Here is a 13,959-nt window from a genome sequence, read left to right as displayed (position 1 = left end):
CCTCTACATCACGGTGACGACGTCGCGGAAGGCCAGCCGCGGAAGCCGCGGCGGTACGGCGACCGCCGCGGGCCTGCCCATGTTGAGCACGGTCAGGATGGTGTGCCTTCCGTCGCCGAAGAACTCCTTGTCGATGCCTTCGGCGTCGAAGCCCAGGGTGGGAGCGGCCGCCAGGCCGGCGGCGCGGACGCCGAGGATGAAGTACGCGATCTGCAGGGCCGCGTTGAAGCGGGCCGACTCCTCGCGTACGAACGGGTCCTCGAACAGGCGCGCCGCGTCCGGCTTGGCCGGGAACAGCTCCGGCAGCCGCTCATGGAAGCGCAGATCGGCGGCCAGCAGAGCGGTCAGCGGAGCGGCCGCCGTCCTGGCCTTGTTGACGCCCAGCATCCACCGGATCGCGGCGCCCTTGGCCGCGGCGGAGCGCAGGAGCACGATCCGCAGGGGCTGCTGGTTCATCGACGTGGGACCGTACTTGATCAGGTCATAGATGGCCTGCACCTGCTCGTCGGTCACCGGCGCGTTCGTGAAGTCCTCAATCGTGCGTGCCTCACGGAAGAGCAGGTCCTGCGCGGCGCCGTCGAGGAGCAGGCCAGGGGCGCCCTCAGCCACCGCGACCTGCACCGAACCACCTGGCCAGGGCGGCCGGCAGCGCCTTGTGACGGGGATCGGCGCCCGCGGGCAGCTCCCACGCGACACACCCGTCGGGCCTGAGCAGCAGCGCGTCGACTTCGTCGATCTTGAGCTGGGCGGTGACGATCTCGATCCGTTCGGACCAGCCGGCGGCCGCCGCGCGGACCTCGGCCCGGTCGGCCAGGTCGAGGAGGACTCCGCGTCCCCTGCCCAGGTGGTCGAAGAGACTCCCGCCCGTCGAGAGCTCCAGGTCCGGCAGGAGCGTCCCGGTCAGCGGGGTGTCCTCGCCCAGGTCATGACGGACCGACAGACCGGTCACCATGTCGTAGAGGCGGCGGTTGACCGCGTCCAGGGCGAGCACGCCCGCGAACAGCTCGCGCAGCGCGCGGCTCTGCGGGTCGGGCCGCATCAGCGCCGTCTGGGCCCGGGTGTTGTCCAGGAGCTGGGCGGCCACGGGGTGGCGTTCGGCGGTGTAGGTGTCCAGCAGCCCTTCGGGGGCCCAGCCCTGCACCTGGGCGGCCAGCTTCCAGCCCAGGTTCGCCGCGTCCACCAGCCCGACGTTGAGTCCCTGGCCGCCGAAGGGCGGGTGCACGTGGGCCGAGTCGCCGGCCAGGAGCACCCGGCCCAGCCGGTAGGTGGTCGCCTGGCGGGTGTGGTCGGTGAAGCGCACGCCGGACAGCAGCTCCCCGATGGTCGCCTCGGTCCCGCTCACGCGGCGCACGCTCTCCTGGAGTTCTTCGCGCGTCAGCGGCGCGTCCCGGTCCTCCGGCGGGCCGTCGAACTCCACGGTCGCCACCCGGTTGGCGCCGAAGGCGGCGAACAGGTACCCGCCGCTCGGCGTCAGATTGAAGCCCGGCCTGAGCCCGCCCGGGTCGGCCATGCGCACCAGGCCCTGCCTGCCGGTCAGGGTGGGGTCGCTGCCCGCGAAGTCGAAGCCGGCCAGCCGGCGCACAGTGCTGCGGCCGCCGTCGCAGCCGACCAGGTAGGCGCAGCGCACCTGGAGCGGCCCGTCCGGGGTGGCGACGCCGACGGTCACGCCCTGCTCGTCCTGGCCGAGATCGAGGACCTCGTGCTCGTGCCTGACCTCCACTCCCAGCCGTCCGGCGTGGTCGGCCAGGATGCGGTGCAGGGTCAGCTGGTCGACCCGAACCCGGCGGCGCGCGGGGTCGGACGAGCGGGACGCGTCCAGCGGCAGCCCGGCGAAGTGCTCCGGCGGTCCGGCATGCCCAGGGGGCCGCCCTCCGCCCGGCCGGCCAGGACCTCCGGGACCGCCCGGGCCACCTGGTGAGCCTGATCCTCCAGGGGGGCCGCCCTGAGCCATGAGCTTCGCCAGCATTTCCTCGTCGCGGCGGATCGCCTCCGCCTCGGCGGCCATGAGCTCGTCGCCCAGGCCGAGCCTGGCGATGGCCTCGGCCGCCAGCGGGCCGATGATGCCCGCCTTGGGCATCGGATCCGGGGCCGCCTGCCGTTCGAGCACCAGCACGGACACCCCGGCCGAGCGCAGCTCGCAGGCCAGCATCAGCCCGACGGGGCCGCCGCCGGCCACCACGACATCGTGGTCATTGCTTGTCACGGCCGCCCCCTAGTCGTCCGCGTCCGTGCGCGTCAGCGACACGACGATCACATCGCGCTGGGCCCGGCCACCCGCCATGGGGGTGAACGGCGTGCAGTGGTGGGTGAGCGCCCGGTCGTCGAGCAGCAACGTCTCGCCCACGCTCAGCCGGCGCTCGAACACCAGCGAGAAATCGTCGCCGGCCGTGCCGAGCAGGTGCACGGCGCCGTTGACGTTCTCCTCCGCCACGACGGTGACCAGAACGTGGTCGCCGCCGCCCTGGTGGAATCCCTGCGACGGGTGGGCGTTCTGCTTGTCGTCGGCGTAGTTGCGGACCTGGAAGACGGTCAGGTCGAACTCCTCACCCGGCAGCCACGCGCGGATCCGGTCGTCGTCGAGCTGGTCGGCGACGAAGTCGCGCACCGCCGGGGAGAGCTGGTCGTACGCTGTGTCGTCGGCGTCGTTCCAGGTGATCGCGGTGCCCTTCGCGTGCCCGGTGCCCATCCCGACGTAGCGGACGACGTCGTCGTCCTTGAATCCGGTGTTGGGGCTCAGCTCGTAGAAGCTCGCCACGAGCTCCTTCGTGATCTTGTCGACGCTGCTGAACGTGCGATAGAACATCAGCCCTCCTCCATGACGGCGACCACGCGGGTCCAGCCGGCGCCCGCGCCCGCGATGGACACGGGGAAACACGACACGTCGAATCCTGTGGCCGCGGGCAGCGATCCGAGATTGGCCAACTTCTCGAGCTGCAGATATTCCTTGCGGCGCCCGTATATGTGAGCGGGCCACAGACAGGCCCGGTCTCCTGTGCGCTTGTAGTCCTCGATCATGGCCTGCATCGGCCGGTCCAGGCCCCAGGCGTCGATGCCGATGACGCGTACGCCGTTCTCGACCAGGAACTCGGTGCCTTCGCCGGAAAGGCCGGCGTAGTCCGTCAGATAGTCGGCGCTGCCCCACAGGGCGTCCGCGCCCGTCCACAGCAGCACGATGTCCCCGGGGGCCAGTTCGTGCGCCGCCGCCTCCAGCGCCGCCGTGAGCTGCTCGACGGTGATGGCCGCGCCCGCGGGAACGTGGCGCAGGTCCAGCCTGACGCCGGGACCGTGGCACCACTCCAGCGGCACCTGGTCGATGCTCTTGGCCGGGTGGCCGGCGGTCAGCGGGCCGTAGTGCAGCGGCGCGTCCATGTGCGTGCCGGTGTGGGTGGTCAGCGAGACGGTCTCGTTGGAAATGGCCATGCCGTCGGGGAAGTCCTCGGGCGTGAGCCCGAGGACGATCGCGCCGGTACGGTGATCGAGGAGATCCACGGTCACCGGCGTGGCCTCGCTCGGCGTGCTCTGCGTGGCCACGCTCAGGTCGTAGAACCTCTTCATGCGGTGTCCGCGACGAGTCGCTCGGCCTCGGACTTCACGGCGTTGAGGTCGGCCACGCTGTTGCGCTCGACGGCCGCCCGCAACATCGCGTCGGCCTCCTCGGGCGTGAATCGCCCCGCCACCTTGCCGTCGACGGCCTCGCGCGTCTCGAAGTCGTGCGTCAGCACGAGCTGGGTGCGGTCGTCCCCGAACGGGAAGGCCCGCCACTCGCCGCCCATCCGTCCCACGATCGGCGCGGTCTCCAACTGCTGGTAGGCGATGACGTGCCGGTCGGCGTCGATGTCGCGGCGGGAGACCCAGGTGGCGGTCTCCCCGTTGACGTCGACCACGAACCGGGCGATCTGGTACGTCGAGTCGCCTTCAAGGATCTTGACGTCCTGCGTGGGCGGGAAGATCCGCGCGTATCCCTCCACGTCGACCAGCAGGTCCCAGACCACGCTGATCGAGGCGTCCACGGTGACGGTGTGTTCCGCGTACGGCATGGCGCTCCTCCTCGGTGAATCGGGTCAGACCGACAGCGGCTCGTGGTTGGCGTAGGCGGCCTCGAACTGGAGCTTCTGCTTCCACTGGGTGGTGAAGTCGTAGACCTCGGGCGTCTCGGAGAAGGTCTTGAGGTCGTCGATGGTCTCGGTGGTGAACGCCGCGATCGCGGAGGCGGTGATGCCGCGGGATCCCTTGTCGGCCGGCAGCCACATGTGCCGCTTGTAGTCGAAGCCCTTGATGAGGGAGTGCCGGTCCAGCAGCTCCTTCATGGCGGTGAAGAACTCCTCCTGGTCGCCTTCGGTCACCGAGGAGGGGAATCGGTAGATCAGGGTGTGCACGATCATGGTCTTGTTTTCCTTCCGGATTCAGGAAACGGTCACGTGGGAGACGAAATCCAGCAGAGCGCGGGGCGTGGTCAGCTCGGCGACCTTCTCGTCCGGGATCCGCACGCCGAATTCGTTTTCGATCTTCGCGGCCGTCTCCATCATGGCCAGCGAGTCGTAGCCCAGATCGGCGAAGTGCTCGTCCATGATGTCTCCGCCGAGGTCGACGTGCTCGTCCTCGCCGGCGCAGGCCACCATGATTCTGCGAAGGTCGTCCAGGGTCATTTCTCTTCCTTCCGATGCTTCCGAAGTACGACGGCGGCATTGAATCCGCCTTTTCCTCGTGCCAGCACCAGGGCCGTTCTGACCGGTGCGGTCCTCGGCTCCGCGCCGCGTACGAGGTCGATCTGATAGGCGGCCGGCACCGTGCCGACGTTGGGGACGGGCGGGATCACCCCGTCCCGGATGGACAGCAGCGCGCAGACCACGTCCAGCGGCCCGCTGCCGGCGTACAACCGGCCGGTCAGAGCCTTGGGAGCCGTCACCGGGACGCCGTGCGGGCCGAAGACGGCGGTGATGGCCGTCGCCTCGTCCCGGTCCAGACAGGGGATCCCGGCGGCGTCGGCGAAGACGACGTCGATCTCCTCCGGCGGTGTTCCGGCGTCGGCGAGCGCCTTGCGGATGGCCTGCTCCAGCCCCGGCGGGCGACCCGACCCCGGCCTGGGGTCGAAGGTCGCGGCATAGCCGGCGAGCTCGCCGTAGACCTTGGCCGCACCGCGCCGTGCGGCCGCCTCCGCGTCCTCCAGGATGAGGATGGCCCCGCCCTCTCCGGGCACGTAGCCGTCGGCCCCGTGGTCGAAGGGCCGATAGGCGAGCTCGGGGACGGACTCCTTGCTGAGCCTGCCGCTGGCGATGTGGCTGACCCAGCCCCAGGGGTCGAGTGAGGACTCCACGCCACCCGTGACGATGTGCGGGGTGCCCCGCCGGATGGCCCGCCGGGCATGGCCCAGCGCGTCGAGGCCGCCTGCTTGCTCCGCGACGAGCACTCCGCTCGGGCCGCGCATTCCGTGGCGGATGGAGATCTGCCCGGTGTTGACCGCGTAGAACCAGGCGAAGGACTCGTACACGCTGACGGTCTGCGGTCCCTTCGTCCAGAGCTTCTGGATCTCCCGGTGCGTGAACTCGAAGCCGCCCGAGGCGTTGGACGTGACCACGCCCATGCTGTATTCGGGCAGCTCGCCGGGGCGCAGCTCGGCGTCGTCCAGCGCCAGCTCGGCGGCCGCCAGCGCGAGTCTGGTCACCCGGTCGGTCTGCGGCATGAGCCTGGACGGGATGTGGTCCTCCGCGACGAAGGAGGTCACCTGGCCGGCCAGCCGCATCGGGTATCCCGACATTCCACGGGGGGCCAGGCTGCGGATGCCGCTCTCTCCCCGCAGAGTCGCCGCCCAGTACTTCTCCGCGCCCAGCCCGTTGGGCGCCACCACGCCCAGGCCGGTGATGACCGCGGTGGTCCGTTCGTCCGTCTGCGCCGCGCGGGCGGCGACCGTGGCCTGCGTCATGGCTCAGCTCCCGTTCCCGAGCCGGCTGAGCAGCATGGCGCTCTGGAAGCCGCCGAAGCCGCTGCCCACCGACAAGACCGTGTCCACGCGCTGGTCCCGCGCCTCGATCGGGACGTAGTCGAGATCGCATTCCGGATCCCGTTCATGCAGGTTGGCAGTGGGGGGGACCAGGTCGTTCTCGATGGCGAGGGCGCAGGCGACGATCTCGATCGAGCCGATGGCGCCCAGGGAGTGCCCGATCATCGACTTGATGGAGCTGACGGGCGTGCGATAGGCGTGGTCGCCGAGCGCTCGCTTGAACGCGGCGGTCTCGTGCCTGTCGTTCTGCTTGGTCCCTGAGCCGTGCGCGTTGATGTAGTCGACGGCCCGGCCGTCCATGCGCGCCTCGGCGAGCGCGGCCGTGATGGCCTCGGCCATCTCCCGGCCGTCGGGCTTGAGCCCGGTCATGTGGTAGGCGTTGCACCGGGTGGCGTAGCCGTTGATCTCGGCGATGATGCGCGCCCCCCGCCGGCGTGCGTGCTCGTACTCCTCCAGCACGAGCATCGCAGCCCCTTCGCCGAGCACGAAGCCGTTCCGGGTCAGGTCGAAGGGGCGGGAGGCGTGCTCGGCGTCGTCGTTGCGCGGGGTGGTCGCCTTGATCGCGTCGAAGCAGGCGACGGCGATGGGCGAGATGGGCGCGTCGGTGGCGCCGGTCAGGACGACGTCGGCCGTGCCCTCCTTGATCAGCTGGTGGGCGTACCCGACGGAATCGAGGCCGGAGGTGCACCCGGAGGAGACGATGGCCGCCGGTCCCTCGGCGCTGATGAGCCAGGCGATCTCGGCGGCGATGGCGCTCGGCACGAAATAGTCGAACAGGTGCGGCGAGGCGTAGCCGGGATCGACGAACCAGTCGCGACCGGAGTCGGACAGAACCAGGTACTCGCGTTCCAGACTGGTGGTCGCGCCGACGGCGGTGCCGACGCTGACCGCCACCCGATGCGGGTCCAGCTCATCGGTCTCCAGGCCGCTGTCCGCGACCGCCTGACGTCCTGCGACCACCGCGAGCTGGGTGGCGCGGTCCATCCGCCGCGTCTCCCGGTGCGTCAGTCCCGCGGCCGCCGGGTCGAAGTCGCATTCGGCGGCCACCTGAGACCGGAAGGGCGAAGGGTCGAAAAACGAGATCCTGCGGGTGGCCGTCCGCCCGGAGGACAGCAGTTCGAAGAAATCCTTCGTCCCCGCCCCACCGGGTGCGAGCACCCCCATCCCGGTGATCACGGTTCGTCGGTCCATGAGGCGCACACCCTCCCTCTGCGACATCGGCTGTCACAGGGGAGAGTGCGCGACGGTCCTCGAACTCCGCTCGAAGACCGCTTGGAAAGCTCTGATCAGGCGTCTCGCCGGTGGAGCGCATAGGCGGCGAAACCCACCAGGACCACGAGGTACGCACAGAACACCAGGAAGCCCGGAAGCGGCGAAAGCACGCCGTCGACCTGGACCTCGGACATGAAGGCCTTGCCGGCGGTGGACGGCAGGTACGGCGTGATCACGTCGGCTATCTCGCCGGGCAGCAGCATGCCGACCAGCGAGTCGAGGAGGAAGACGACGAACGAGACGACCGAGACCGCAAGAGCGGTGCTGCGCATGAGCGCGGCCAGAGCGATCGCCATCACGCCGACGCCGGTCAGGTAGACCGGCGCGGCCACCACGGCGCGCAGGACACCGGGGTCGGACAGGGACGGGGCGATGTCATAGGCCGCGAGGAACGCCGAGCCGGCGAAGAACGCCACGAGAGTGGAGACCAGCATCAGCGCGAAGACGACGCCGGCGAAGACGATGCACTTGGCCCAGAGCACGGGGAGGCGCCGGGGCACGGCGGAGAACGTGGCGCGAATCATCCCGGTGGAGTACTCAACCGACACGTAGAGCACCCCGAGCGCGCCGATGAGGAGCTGGGCGAAGGGGACGCCGCCCAGGGTCGCGCCGGTCGCCGTGGTCGGCTGGAAGGGCGGTCCGTCGGTTTCGAGGGTTCCCGTCGCGAGCGGTTCGGCCATGGAGCTCGCGGCGATCAGGCCGACGCCGATGAGGACGATGACGGACAGCAGCAGGGCGACGGTGGTGGAGCGGACCGACCTGAGCTTGATCCACTCGGCGTGGATCGCGCGGGACAGGCTGACGCCGGGCACGGAGAGGGTGGCGGCGGTCACGAGGCCCGCCCCACGGTGAGCGGAGTGCGGAACTCCACCGCACCGCTGGTGAGCTGCATGAACGCCTCCTCGAGTGACGCCTGTTCGGTCCTCAGCTCGTGCAGGGGGATGCCGTTGAGCGCGGCCTCGTCACCGATCTTCGCGGCGGGCACGCCCTCGATCTCCAGCACGTCGCCGTCGTGTCTGCGGGTGATCGTCACACCCGCGCGCTGGATCAGGTTGCAGAGCCGGACCGGATCGGGGGTGCGCACGAGGACTCGCAGCCGCGTCTCCGACACCGACCTGATCAGTGTGTCCACGGGCTCGTCGGCGATCAGCCTGCCCTGGCCGATCACGATGACGTGTTCCGCGGTCTCCGCCAGTTCGCTCATCAGGTGTGAGGACAGGAAGACGGTACGTCCCTCCGCCGCCAGGCCCTTGAGCAGTTCGCGGATCCAGACGATGCCCTCGGGGTCCAGGCCGTTGACGGGTTCGTCCAGCACGACGGTCGAGGGGTCGCCCAGCAGCGCCGAGGCGATGCCCAGCCGTTGCGACATGCCCAGGGAGAAGGTGCCCGCTCGCTGACGGGCGACGTCCTGCAGTCCCACCAACTCCAGGACATGGTGGACGCGTCGCTTGGCGATCCCGTTGGTCGCGGCAAGGCACAGCAGGTGGTTGAACGCCGATCTGCCCGGGTGGGCGGCCTTGGCCTCCAGAAGGGCGCCGATCTCACGCAGCGGTGCCGGGTGTTCGCGGGCGCGGCGTCCGTTGATCAGCGCGACGCCCTCCGTGGGCTCGTCCAGGCCGAGGATGAGCCGCATGGTGGTGGACTTGCCGGAGCCGTTCGGACCCAGGAACCCCGTGACGATCCCCGGCCTGACAGTGAATGTCAGGGAGTCGACGGCCAGCGTGTCCCCATACCGCTTCTTGAGGTTGGTGACTTCAATCATGGTTTCACCATGCAGGAGCCGGGATCTCGTCGGCGTCGTCCATACGCAGTATCCGCGAGAGCCTGCCTCCGCACGACGCCGCGCGGATGCCTCGCCTGTGATCCTGACCGCATGAGTCAAGGGATCTCCCACAGGGCCTCCTGGGCCTGCTGGGCGGCGCACTAGCCGCCGGGCAGAGTGACGAGCCCCGTCTGGTAGGCGATGACGACGAGCTGGGCTCTGTCCCTGGCGCCCAGCTTCATCATGGCCCGGTTGACATGGGTCTTCACCGTGTACGGCGACACGCACAGCTCCTCGGCGATCTCGTCGTTGGACCGCCCGGTGGCCACGTGCGCGACGATCTCAAGCTCCCGGTCGGTGAGCACCTTCAGGAGGTCGGTGACCGCGATATCGGCTTTGACCGGCTGGTTGAGGAACCGGGCGATCAATCCCTTGGTCGCCTTCGGCGACAGCAGGGCGTCGCCGGCGGCCACGACGCGGATCGCGTCCAGCAGATCCCCCGGCTCCACGCTCTTGCCGAGGAAGCCGCTCGCACCTGCGCGAAGGGCCTGGAAGACGTACTCGTCGATCTCGAACGTGGTCAGCACCAGGATGCGGACCCCGGCGAGGTCTTCGTCGGCGGTGATCTCCTTGGTCGCCGCCAGCCCGTCCATCTCCGGCATCCGGATGTCCATGAGGACGACGTCCGCGCGGGTTTCGCGGGCCAGCTTCACGGCCTCCACCCCGGTATGGGCCTCGCCGACCACGCACAGGTCGGCCGCGGACTCGATGAGCGAGCGGAAGCCCTTGCGGATCAGGGTCTGGTCGTCAGCGAGCAATACTCGGATCATCATGGCTCCTGTCTGTGACATGGCTTCCCGCCAACGGCAGCCGCGCCCGCACGGCGAACTCCCCGGTACGCGTCGGCCCCACGCTGAGGACGCCGCCCACCGACGCGACACGCTCCCGCATTCCGATCAATCCGTGCCCCGAGCCCGTGTCGTCGCCTCCGCCCGCCTCGGCGCACTCGTTGCGCACATCGATGATCAGCTCCTCATCCGTGAAGGTCATCGCCACACGGACGAGCCCGCGCCCGTACTTGCGGGCGTTGGTGAGCGATTCCTGGAATGTCCGGTAGGCACACAAGTCGACGGCCGGCGGGAGCGTGTGCGGCACACCCGAGACGGTCCTGTCCACCCGCAGCCCGGTGCCGGCGAAGGAGTCGAAGAGGCGGTCAAGGTCGGCCAGCCCCGGCAACGGCTCGAGCGGAGCCTGCGCGTCGCCCGAGCCCCGCAGCACGTCAAGGACCGCGCTGAGCTCATTGAGCACGGTACGGCTGGCCCTCCTGACCTCGACCAGCGCCTCTTCGGCCGCGTCCGGCTGCCCTCGCAGGAGGTGGGCGGCGACACCGGCTTGCACGTTCACGACGGAGATGTGGTGGGCGACCAGGTCGTGGACCTCTCGTGCGATGTGCATGCGCTCCTCGACGACCCGGCGCCGCGCCTCCTCCTCCAGCGCCAGCTCGGCACGCCGGGCCCGCTCCTCCAGCGCCACGACCAGTTGCCGTCGCGTCGTGGTCGCCTGACCGACGGCGATTCCCGCCAGCGCCGCGGCGATGAACGGCATGGGCCCGCTCTGCGACTCCAGCGCGAACACCGACTCGATGATGGAGTATCCGGCGACGAGGAGGATCGCGCCCGCGATCGCCACGGTGACCGCGGTCCGCCGCTCGCTCACGGCGCCGACGGTGTAGGCGGTGAGCACGACCGCGGTCATGGTCGGCTCCATGATGTTGAGCGGGTCGGCCAACGTGGTGACCGCGAGGGCCAGAAGCAGGGCCGGGAGTGGGAGCGGCCGTCTGATGGCGACGGAGACTCCCAGCAACGCCGCCAAGACCAGCAGCGGTCCCTCCTCGGACACCGAGCCCTCGAGCGGAGGCAGGAGCAGAGCCAGGGCGGCCACGGCGGCCCCGGCGAGGACGTCGACGACGAGCGGGGGAAGGCGAACAATACGGCGCCAAATGTGACGCGGACTCACGTCGCCACAATAACGGCCGTCAAGCCAATCGGCCTACTGCAATTGCAGTACCCGGCAAATACTGTCTGTGTCGTACGATCCACTTTAACGCTCCCATTGATAGGGTTCTAAGCAGTTGGATCTTAAACCATTTACCCGTGGGCTATCCATGTCAGCTGCGAAGACATCTGGATTTAACGTGGGCTCGGCGTGTTATTCGCCCTTGGCGGGCCGGGCTTCTGATCGGCGGCGCTACCTCTTTAGAGGCATGACATTCCGCGCATCTTCCGCGTTGTTATATTCTCCGTGAGGATTGCAGCACTACGGCCGCCGGATGTCGCGTTCCGCCTACTCACGGGGAGACGAGATGACCAAGACGAGATTCAGTGTGCTGGGGCCGATGGAGGTGGTGCACGGCGGCAGGGCCTGCACGCCGAGTGCGCCGAAAGTGCGTCAGCTGCTCGCCCTGCTGCTGGTTTCCGCCAATCGACTGGTGCTGGTCGATTCCATCGTCCAAGAACTTTGGGGCGGCAACCCGCCGAAGAGCGCGCTCACCACCACACAGACCTACATTTACCACTTGCGCAACCTGATCCAGCGAGAGAAGCTCATCGGGTCGGGCCGCGAGTTGTTACTGACCAAGCCTTTCGGCTACACCATCCTCATCGACCAGGACCAACTGGACCAGGACCGGTTCGACCATCTGGTCGCCCAGGCGGACGGCTTCCTGCGCCGGGGTCAGCACGAGGCGGCTTCGAACAATCTGCGGGAGGCCCTCAACCTCTGGCAGGGGCCGCCTCTGGCCAACGTCACGCAGGGTCCCCTTCTCCGCTCTCACGTCGTCCATTTGGCCGAGCGCCGCATGCACGCCCTTGAGTTGCGCATCGAGGCCGACATACACCTGGGACGGCATCGCGAGCTGATCGGCGAGCTCAGGAGCCTGATCGCGGAGAATCCGCTGCACGAATGGCTGCATGCCCAGCTCATCACCGTGCTCAGCCAGGCGGGGCGGCGCGGTGAGGCGCTGACCGCCTACCAGGATCTCCGCGAGATCCTCTCCCGCGAGCTGGGCCTGGATCCCTCGCCCGCGGTCCAGCGTCTCCACCGTGAGGTGCTCCAGGGCAGGAGCGCTCTGGCCGTCCCCGCCTGACCCGATCTCCGCCGCCTCAACGTACGCCGAGGCAGTGCGCCTTCCCTGGGAACGTCCGCAGGAGAGAGAGGCGTGCTGCCTTGTTGACCGCATCGATGCGTGACACGGCGCCGAGCTTGCCGTAGATGTTGCGCAGATGCCGCTTCACCGTCCCCTCGGTGATGGACAGCCGCGCGCCGATCTGCGCATTGCTCAACGCCAGGGAGACCAGCTCCAGCACTTCCTCCTCACGTGGGGAAAGGCAGGCCGGCCAGTGTGGCCGGCCTTCAGGCTCGTCTCCCTCCTGCCGCTGAGGCTGACGGCGCCGCGGTGGCGGGTCGTCGCCCATGTGAACGACGTTGCGCAGAGCCAGCACCAGATCGGCCCGGGTGCTCGTCGCCTGGAGACACCAATGCGCGCCGTGGTCGAGCAACTCCTCCACAGCGGCGTCATGTCTCAAGGACAGGACCACGATCTTCATATCGGGCAACTGCCGCCGTAACTCCCTCACGACGTACAGCTCCGCCGACGACCTGTCACTGCTTGCGCTGAGCACCAGCACGTCCGGCCGCACATCTGCGGCCATCTGCAGCACGTCGGCCGGTGAGCGCGCTTCCCCCACCACGGTTATCCCGTGGGTCCGGCCGATCCAATCCCTGAGGCATTCCCTGAAGATCACATGGTCCACGCCGAGAACGACGCCGATGCCTTCTGTCGCGTCCGAGGCCCCCATCCGAAAGAACTCCCTCCCTTGAGACGCTCCAGTTCCACCCTGTCAGGCCGCTCTGTTACGGCCCGCACATCGCACTGTCATCAACTATCGAGTCCGGCTCGAGCCTTGCTCGAGGGCGGCCGCGCAAAGTGGCCGCATGCGAGAGATCAGGCAGCGCGTAGCGTTGCTTCTGCCCGGCCAGGGCGCGCAGTTCCCGCGCATGGCCGCCGATCTGTACGGCACCCAGCCGGCCTTCACCTCGGCGATGGAGGAGTTCTTCGACGCCTGCGGAGCCCGCGGCGCCGAGCTGCGTGACGACTGGCTGGCCGACGCGCCACGGGTGCCGATCGACGACGTCACCCGTGCCCAGCCCTTGCTGTTCGCGGTGGACTACGCGATCGGCCGCGCGTTGGCCGACTGCGGGGTATGGCCGCACGCGCTGCTCGGGCACAGCGCGGGGGAGCTGGCGGCCGCGGCGCTCGCCGGGGTGTTCAGCCTGGCCGACGGCGCCGAGCTGATGTGCCGCCGGGCGGACGCGGCGAGGCTGATGCCTCCCGGCGGCATGCTCGCCGTCGCCGCCTCGCCCGACGATCTCGCGCCCCATCTCGGCGGAGACGTCGTGATCGGTGCCTGGAACGCGCCGCGACAGTGCATCGTGTCCGGCCCGGAGCCCGAGCTGACCGCAGCCGAGGAAACGCTGCGTGGCAAGGGCCTCATGTGCCGCAGAGTACGCGCGCTCCAGCCCTTTCACAGTCCCGTGCTGCTGCCCGCCGCCGAGGCGCTTCGACGTTGTCTGGAGAACATACGCCTGCGGCCCCCGGCCATCCCCGTGCGCTCCTGCCGGACCGGACGGTGGGTGACGGCCGAGGAAGCTGTGACGCCCTCGTTCTGGGCCATGCAACTCGCGGAGCCGGTGCTGTTCTGGCCCGCGCTCGACGGCCTGCTCACCGAGGGTCAGTACACCCTCGTCGAGGCCTGCCTCACCCAGCTCGCGCCCCTGGCCAGACGGCACCACGCGGTCGGCGAGGGCGGCAGCGACGTGATCGCGCTCGGGCCGGACGCATTCACCATGATGGCCTCCACCTGAAGGA

The 13,959-nt window shown here is 69.3% G+C and carries 16 protein-coding genes; 2 read left to right on the top strand and 14 right to left on the bottom strand.

What is annotated here, in order from left to right; genetic code table 11:
• Window positions 1-3: 3 nt before the first annotated feature.
• From ID574_RS19015 to ID574_RS18955, 13 genes are all read right to left on the bottom strand, one after another.
• The gene (locus tag ID574_RS19015; RefSeq protein ID WP_223166841.1) at window positions 4-621 is read right to left on the bottom strand and encodes a malonic semialdehyde reductase; all 618 of its coding nucleotides are present in this window, start codon (window positions 619-621) and stop codon (window positions 4-6) included.
• Complete coding sequence (locus tag ID574_RS19010; protein WP_223166840.1) at window positions 602-2,203, bottom strand: FAD-dependent monooxygenase; 1,602 nt, start codon at window positions 2,201-2,203, stop codon at window positions 602-604. The genes ID574_RS19015 and ID574_RS19010 overlap by 20 nt, the downstream gene beginning before the upstream one ends.
• A 9-nt stretch (window positions 2,204-2,212) precedes the next feature.
• The gene (locus ID574_RS19005) at window positions 2,213-2,803 is read right to left on the bottom strand and encodes a 2OG-Fe dioxygenase family protein (protein ID WP_188190204.1); all 591 of its coding nucleotides are present in this window, start codon (window positions 2,801-2,803) and stop codon (window positions 2,213-2,215) included.
• Window positions 2,803-3,555, bottom strand: coding sequence for a cyclase family protein (locus ID574_RS19000; RefSeq protein WP_188190203.1), 753 nt, complete (start codon window positions 3,553-3,555; stop codon window positions 2,803-2,805). The genes ID574_RS19005 and ID574_RS19000 overlap by 1 nt, the downstream gene beginning before the upstream one ends.
• Window positions 3,552-4,037 carry an aromatase/cyclase gene (locus tag ID574_RS18995; RefSeq protein ID WP_188190202.1) on the bottom strand — a complete coding sequence of 162 codons (486 nt, stop codon included), beginning with the start codon at window positions 4,035-4,037 and terminating at the stop codon, window positions 3,552-3,554. Before ID574_RS18995 ends, ID574_RS19000 begins: the two co-directional genes overlap by 4 nt.
• Window positions 4,038-4,061: 24 nt before the next feature.
• On the bottom strand, window positions 4,062-4,382 hold the full coding sequence (locus ID574_RS18990; RefSeq protein ID WP_188190201.1) for a Dabb family protein: 321 nt from the start codon (window positions 4,380-4,382) through the stop codon (window positions 4,062-4,064).
• A 21-nt stretch (window positions 4,383-4,403) separates the two neighbouring features.
• Complete coding sequence (locus ID574_RS18985; RefSeq protein ID WP_188190200.1) at window positions 4,404-4,646, bottom strand: acyl carrier protein; 243 nt, start codon at window positions 4,644-4,646, stop codon at window positions 4,404-4,406.
• A complete protein-coding gene (locus tag ID574_RS18980; RefSeq protein WP_188190199.1) occupies window positions 4,643-5,920 on the bottom strand; it encodes a ketosynthase chain-length factor in 1,278 nt (425 codons plus the stop codon). Before ID574_RS18980 ends, ID574_RS18985 begins: the two co-directional genes overlap by 4 nt.
• A gap of 3 nt (window positions 5,921-5,923) precedes the next feature.
• Entirely contained in the window at window positions 5,924-7,189 is a 1,266-nt protein-coding gene (locus tag ID574_RS18975; RefSeq protein WP_188190198.1) for a beta-ketoacyl-[acyl-carrier-protein] synthase family protein, read from the bottom strand.
• A gap of 95 nt (window positions 7,190-7,284) precedes the next feature.
• A complete protein-coding gene (locus ID574_RS18970) occupies window positions 7,285-8,103 on the bottom strand; it encodes an ABC transporter permease subunit (RefSeq protein WP_188190197.1) in 819 nt (272 codons plus the stop codon).
• Entirely contained in the window at window positions 8,100-9,032 is a 933-nt protein-coding gene (locus ID574_RS18965) for an ABC transporter ATP-binding protein (RefSeq protein ID WP_188190196.1), read from the bottom strand. The genes ID574_RS18970 and ID574_RS18965 overlap by 4 nt, the downstream gene beginning before the upstream one ends.
• 161 nt (window positions 9,033-9,193) lie before the next feature.
• Window positions 9,194-9,862 carry a response regulator gene (locus ID574_RS18960; protein WP_223166839.1) on the bottom strand — a complete coding sequence of 223 codons (669 nt, stop codon included), beginning with the start codon at window positions 9,860-9,862 and terminating at the stop codon, window positions 9,194-9,196.
• Window positions 9,840-11,048, bottom strand: coding sequence for a sensor histidine kinase (locus tag ID574_RS18955; RefSeq protein WP_188190194.1), 1,209 nt, complete (start codon window positions 11,046-11,048; stop codon window positions 9,840-9,842). The genes ID574_RS18960 and ID574_RS18955 overlap by 23 nt, the downstream gene beginning before the upstream one ends.
• 346 nt (window positions 11,049-11,394) lie before the next feature.
• Here ID574_RS18955 and ID574_RS18950 point away from each other — a divergent pair, with 346 nt between their 5' ends.
• On the top strand, window positions 11,395-12,177 hold the full coding sequence (locus ID574_RS18950; protein ID WP_188190193.1) for an AfsR/SARP family transcriptional regulator: 783 nt from the start codon (window positions 11,395-11,397) through the stop codon (window positions 12,175-12,177).
• Window positions 12,178-12,193: 16 nt separating this feature from the next.
• Here ID574_RS18950 and ID574_RS18945 read toward each other — a convergent pair whose 3' ends face one another.
• Complete coding sequence (locus tag ID574_RS18945; RefSeq protein WP_188190192.1) at window positions 12,194-12,889, bottom strand: response regulator transcription factor; 696 nt, start codon at window positions 12,887-12,889, stop codon at window positions 12,194-12,196.
• A gap of 136 nt (window positions 12,890-13,025) precedes the next feature.
• Between ID574_RS18945 and ID574_RS18940 the strand changes: the two genes are divergently transcribed.
• Complete coding sequence (locus ID574_RS18940) at window positions 13,026-13,955, top strand: acyltransferase domain-containing protein (protein WP_188190191.1); 930 nt, start codon at window positions 13,026-13,028, stop codon at window positions 13,953-13,955.
• The last annotated feature ends 4 nt before the right edge of the window (window positions 13,956-13,959 follow it).

It is taken from the genome of Nonomuraea sp. SYSU D8015, assembly GCF_008065375.1.
Classification (GTDB): Bacteria; Actinomycetota; Actinomycetes; order Streptosporangiales; family Streptosporangiaceae; genus Nonomuraea.
Note: the sequence above shows the minus strand (reverse complement) of the source record. Positions and strands in the feature narration are given on the sequence as shown.

Excerpts from the sequence above, each read along its gene's own strand:
- ID574_RS19005 (WP_188190204.1), bottom strand. The coding sequence starts at position 2,803 with ATGTTCTATCGCACGTTCAGCAGCGTCGACAAGATCACGAAGGAGCTC.
- ID574_RS19000 (WP_188190203.1), bottom strand. The coding sequence starts at position 3,555 with ATGAAGAGGTTCTACGACCTGAGCGTGGCCACGCAGAGCACGCCGAGC.
- ID574_RS18995 (WP_188190202.1), bottom strand. The coding sequence starts at position 4,037 with ATGCCGTACGCGGAACACACCGTCACCGTGGACGCCTCGATCAGCGTG.
- ID574_RS18990 (WP_188190201.1), bottom strand. The coding sequence starts at position 4,382 with ATGATCGTGCACACCCTGATCTACCGATTCCCCTCCTCGGTGACCGAA.
- ID574_RS18985 (WP_188190200.1), bottom strand. The coding sequence starts at position 4,646 with ATGACCCTGGACGACCTTCGCAGAATCATGGTGGCCTGCGCCGGCGAG.
- ID574_RS18980 (WP_188190199.1), bottom strand. The coding sequence starts at position 5,920 with ATGACGCAGGCCACGGTCGCCGCCCGCGCGGCGCAGACGGACGAACGG.
- ID574_RS18975 (WP_188190198.1), bottom strand. The coding sequence starts at position 7,189 with ATGGACCGACGAACCGTGATCACCGGGATGGGGGTGCTCGCACCCGGT.
- ID574_RS18965 (WP_188190196.1), bottom strand. The coding sequence starts at position 9,032 with ATGATTGAAGTCACCAACCTCAAGAAGCGGTATGGGGACACGCTGGCC.
- ID574_RS18960 (WP_223166839.1), bottom strand. The coding sequence starts at position 9,862 with ATGATCCGAGTATTGCTCGCTGACGACCAGACCCTGATCCGCAAGGGC.
- ID574_RS18950 (WP_188190193.1), top strand. The coding sequence starts at position 11,395 with ATGACCAAGACGAGATTCAGTGTGCTGGGGCCGATGGAGGTGGTGCAC.
- ID574_RS18945 (WP_188190192.1), bottom strand. The coding sequence starts at position 12,889 with ATGGGGGCCTCGGACGCGACAGAAGGCATCGGCGTCGTTCTCGGCGTG.
- ID574_RS18940 (WP_188190191.1), top strand. The coding sequence starts at position 13,026 with ATGCGAGAGATCAGGCAGCGCGTAGCGTTGCTTCTGCCCGGCCAGGGC.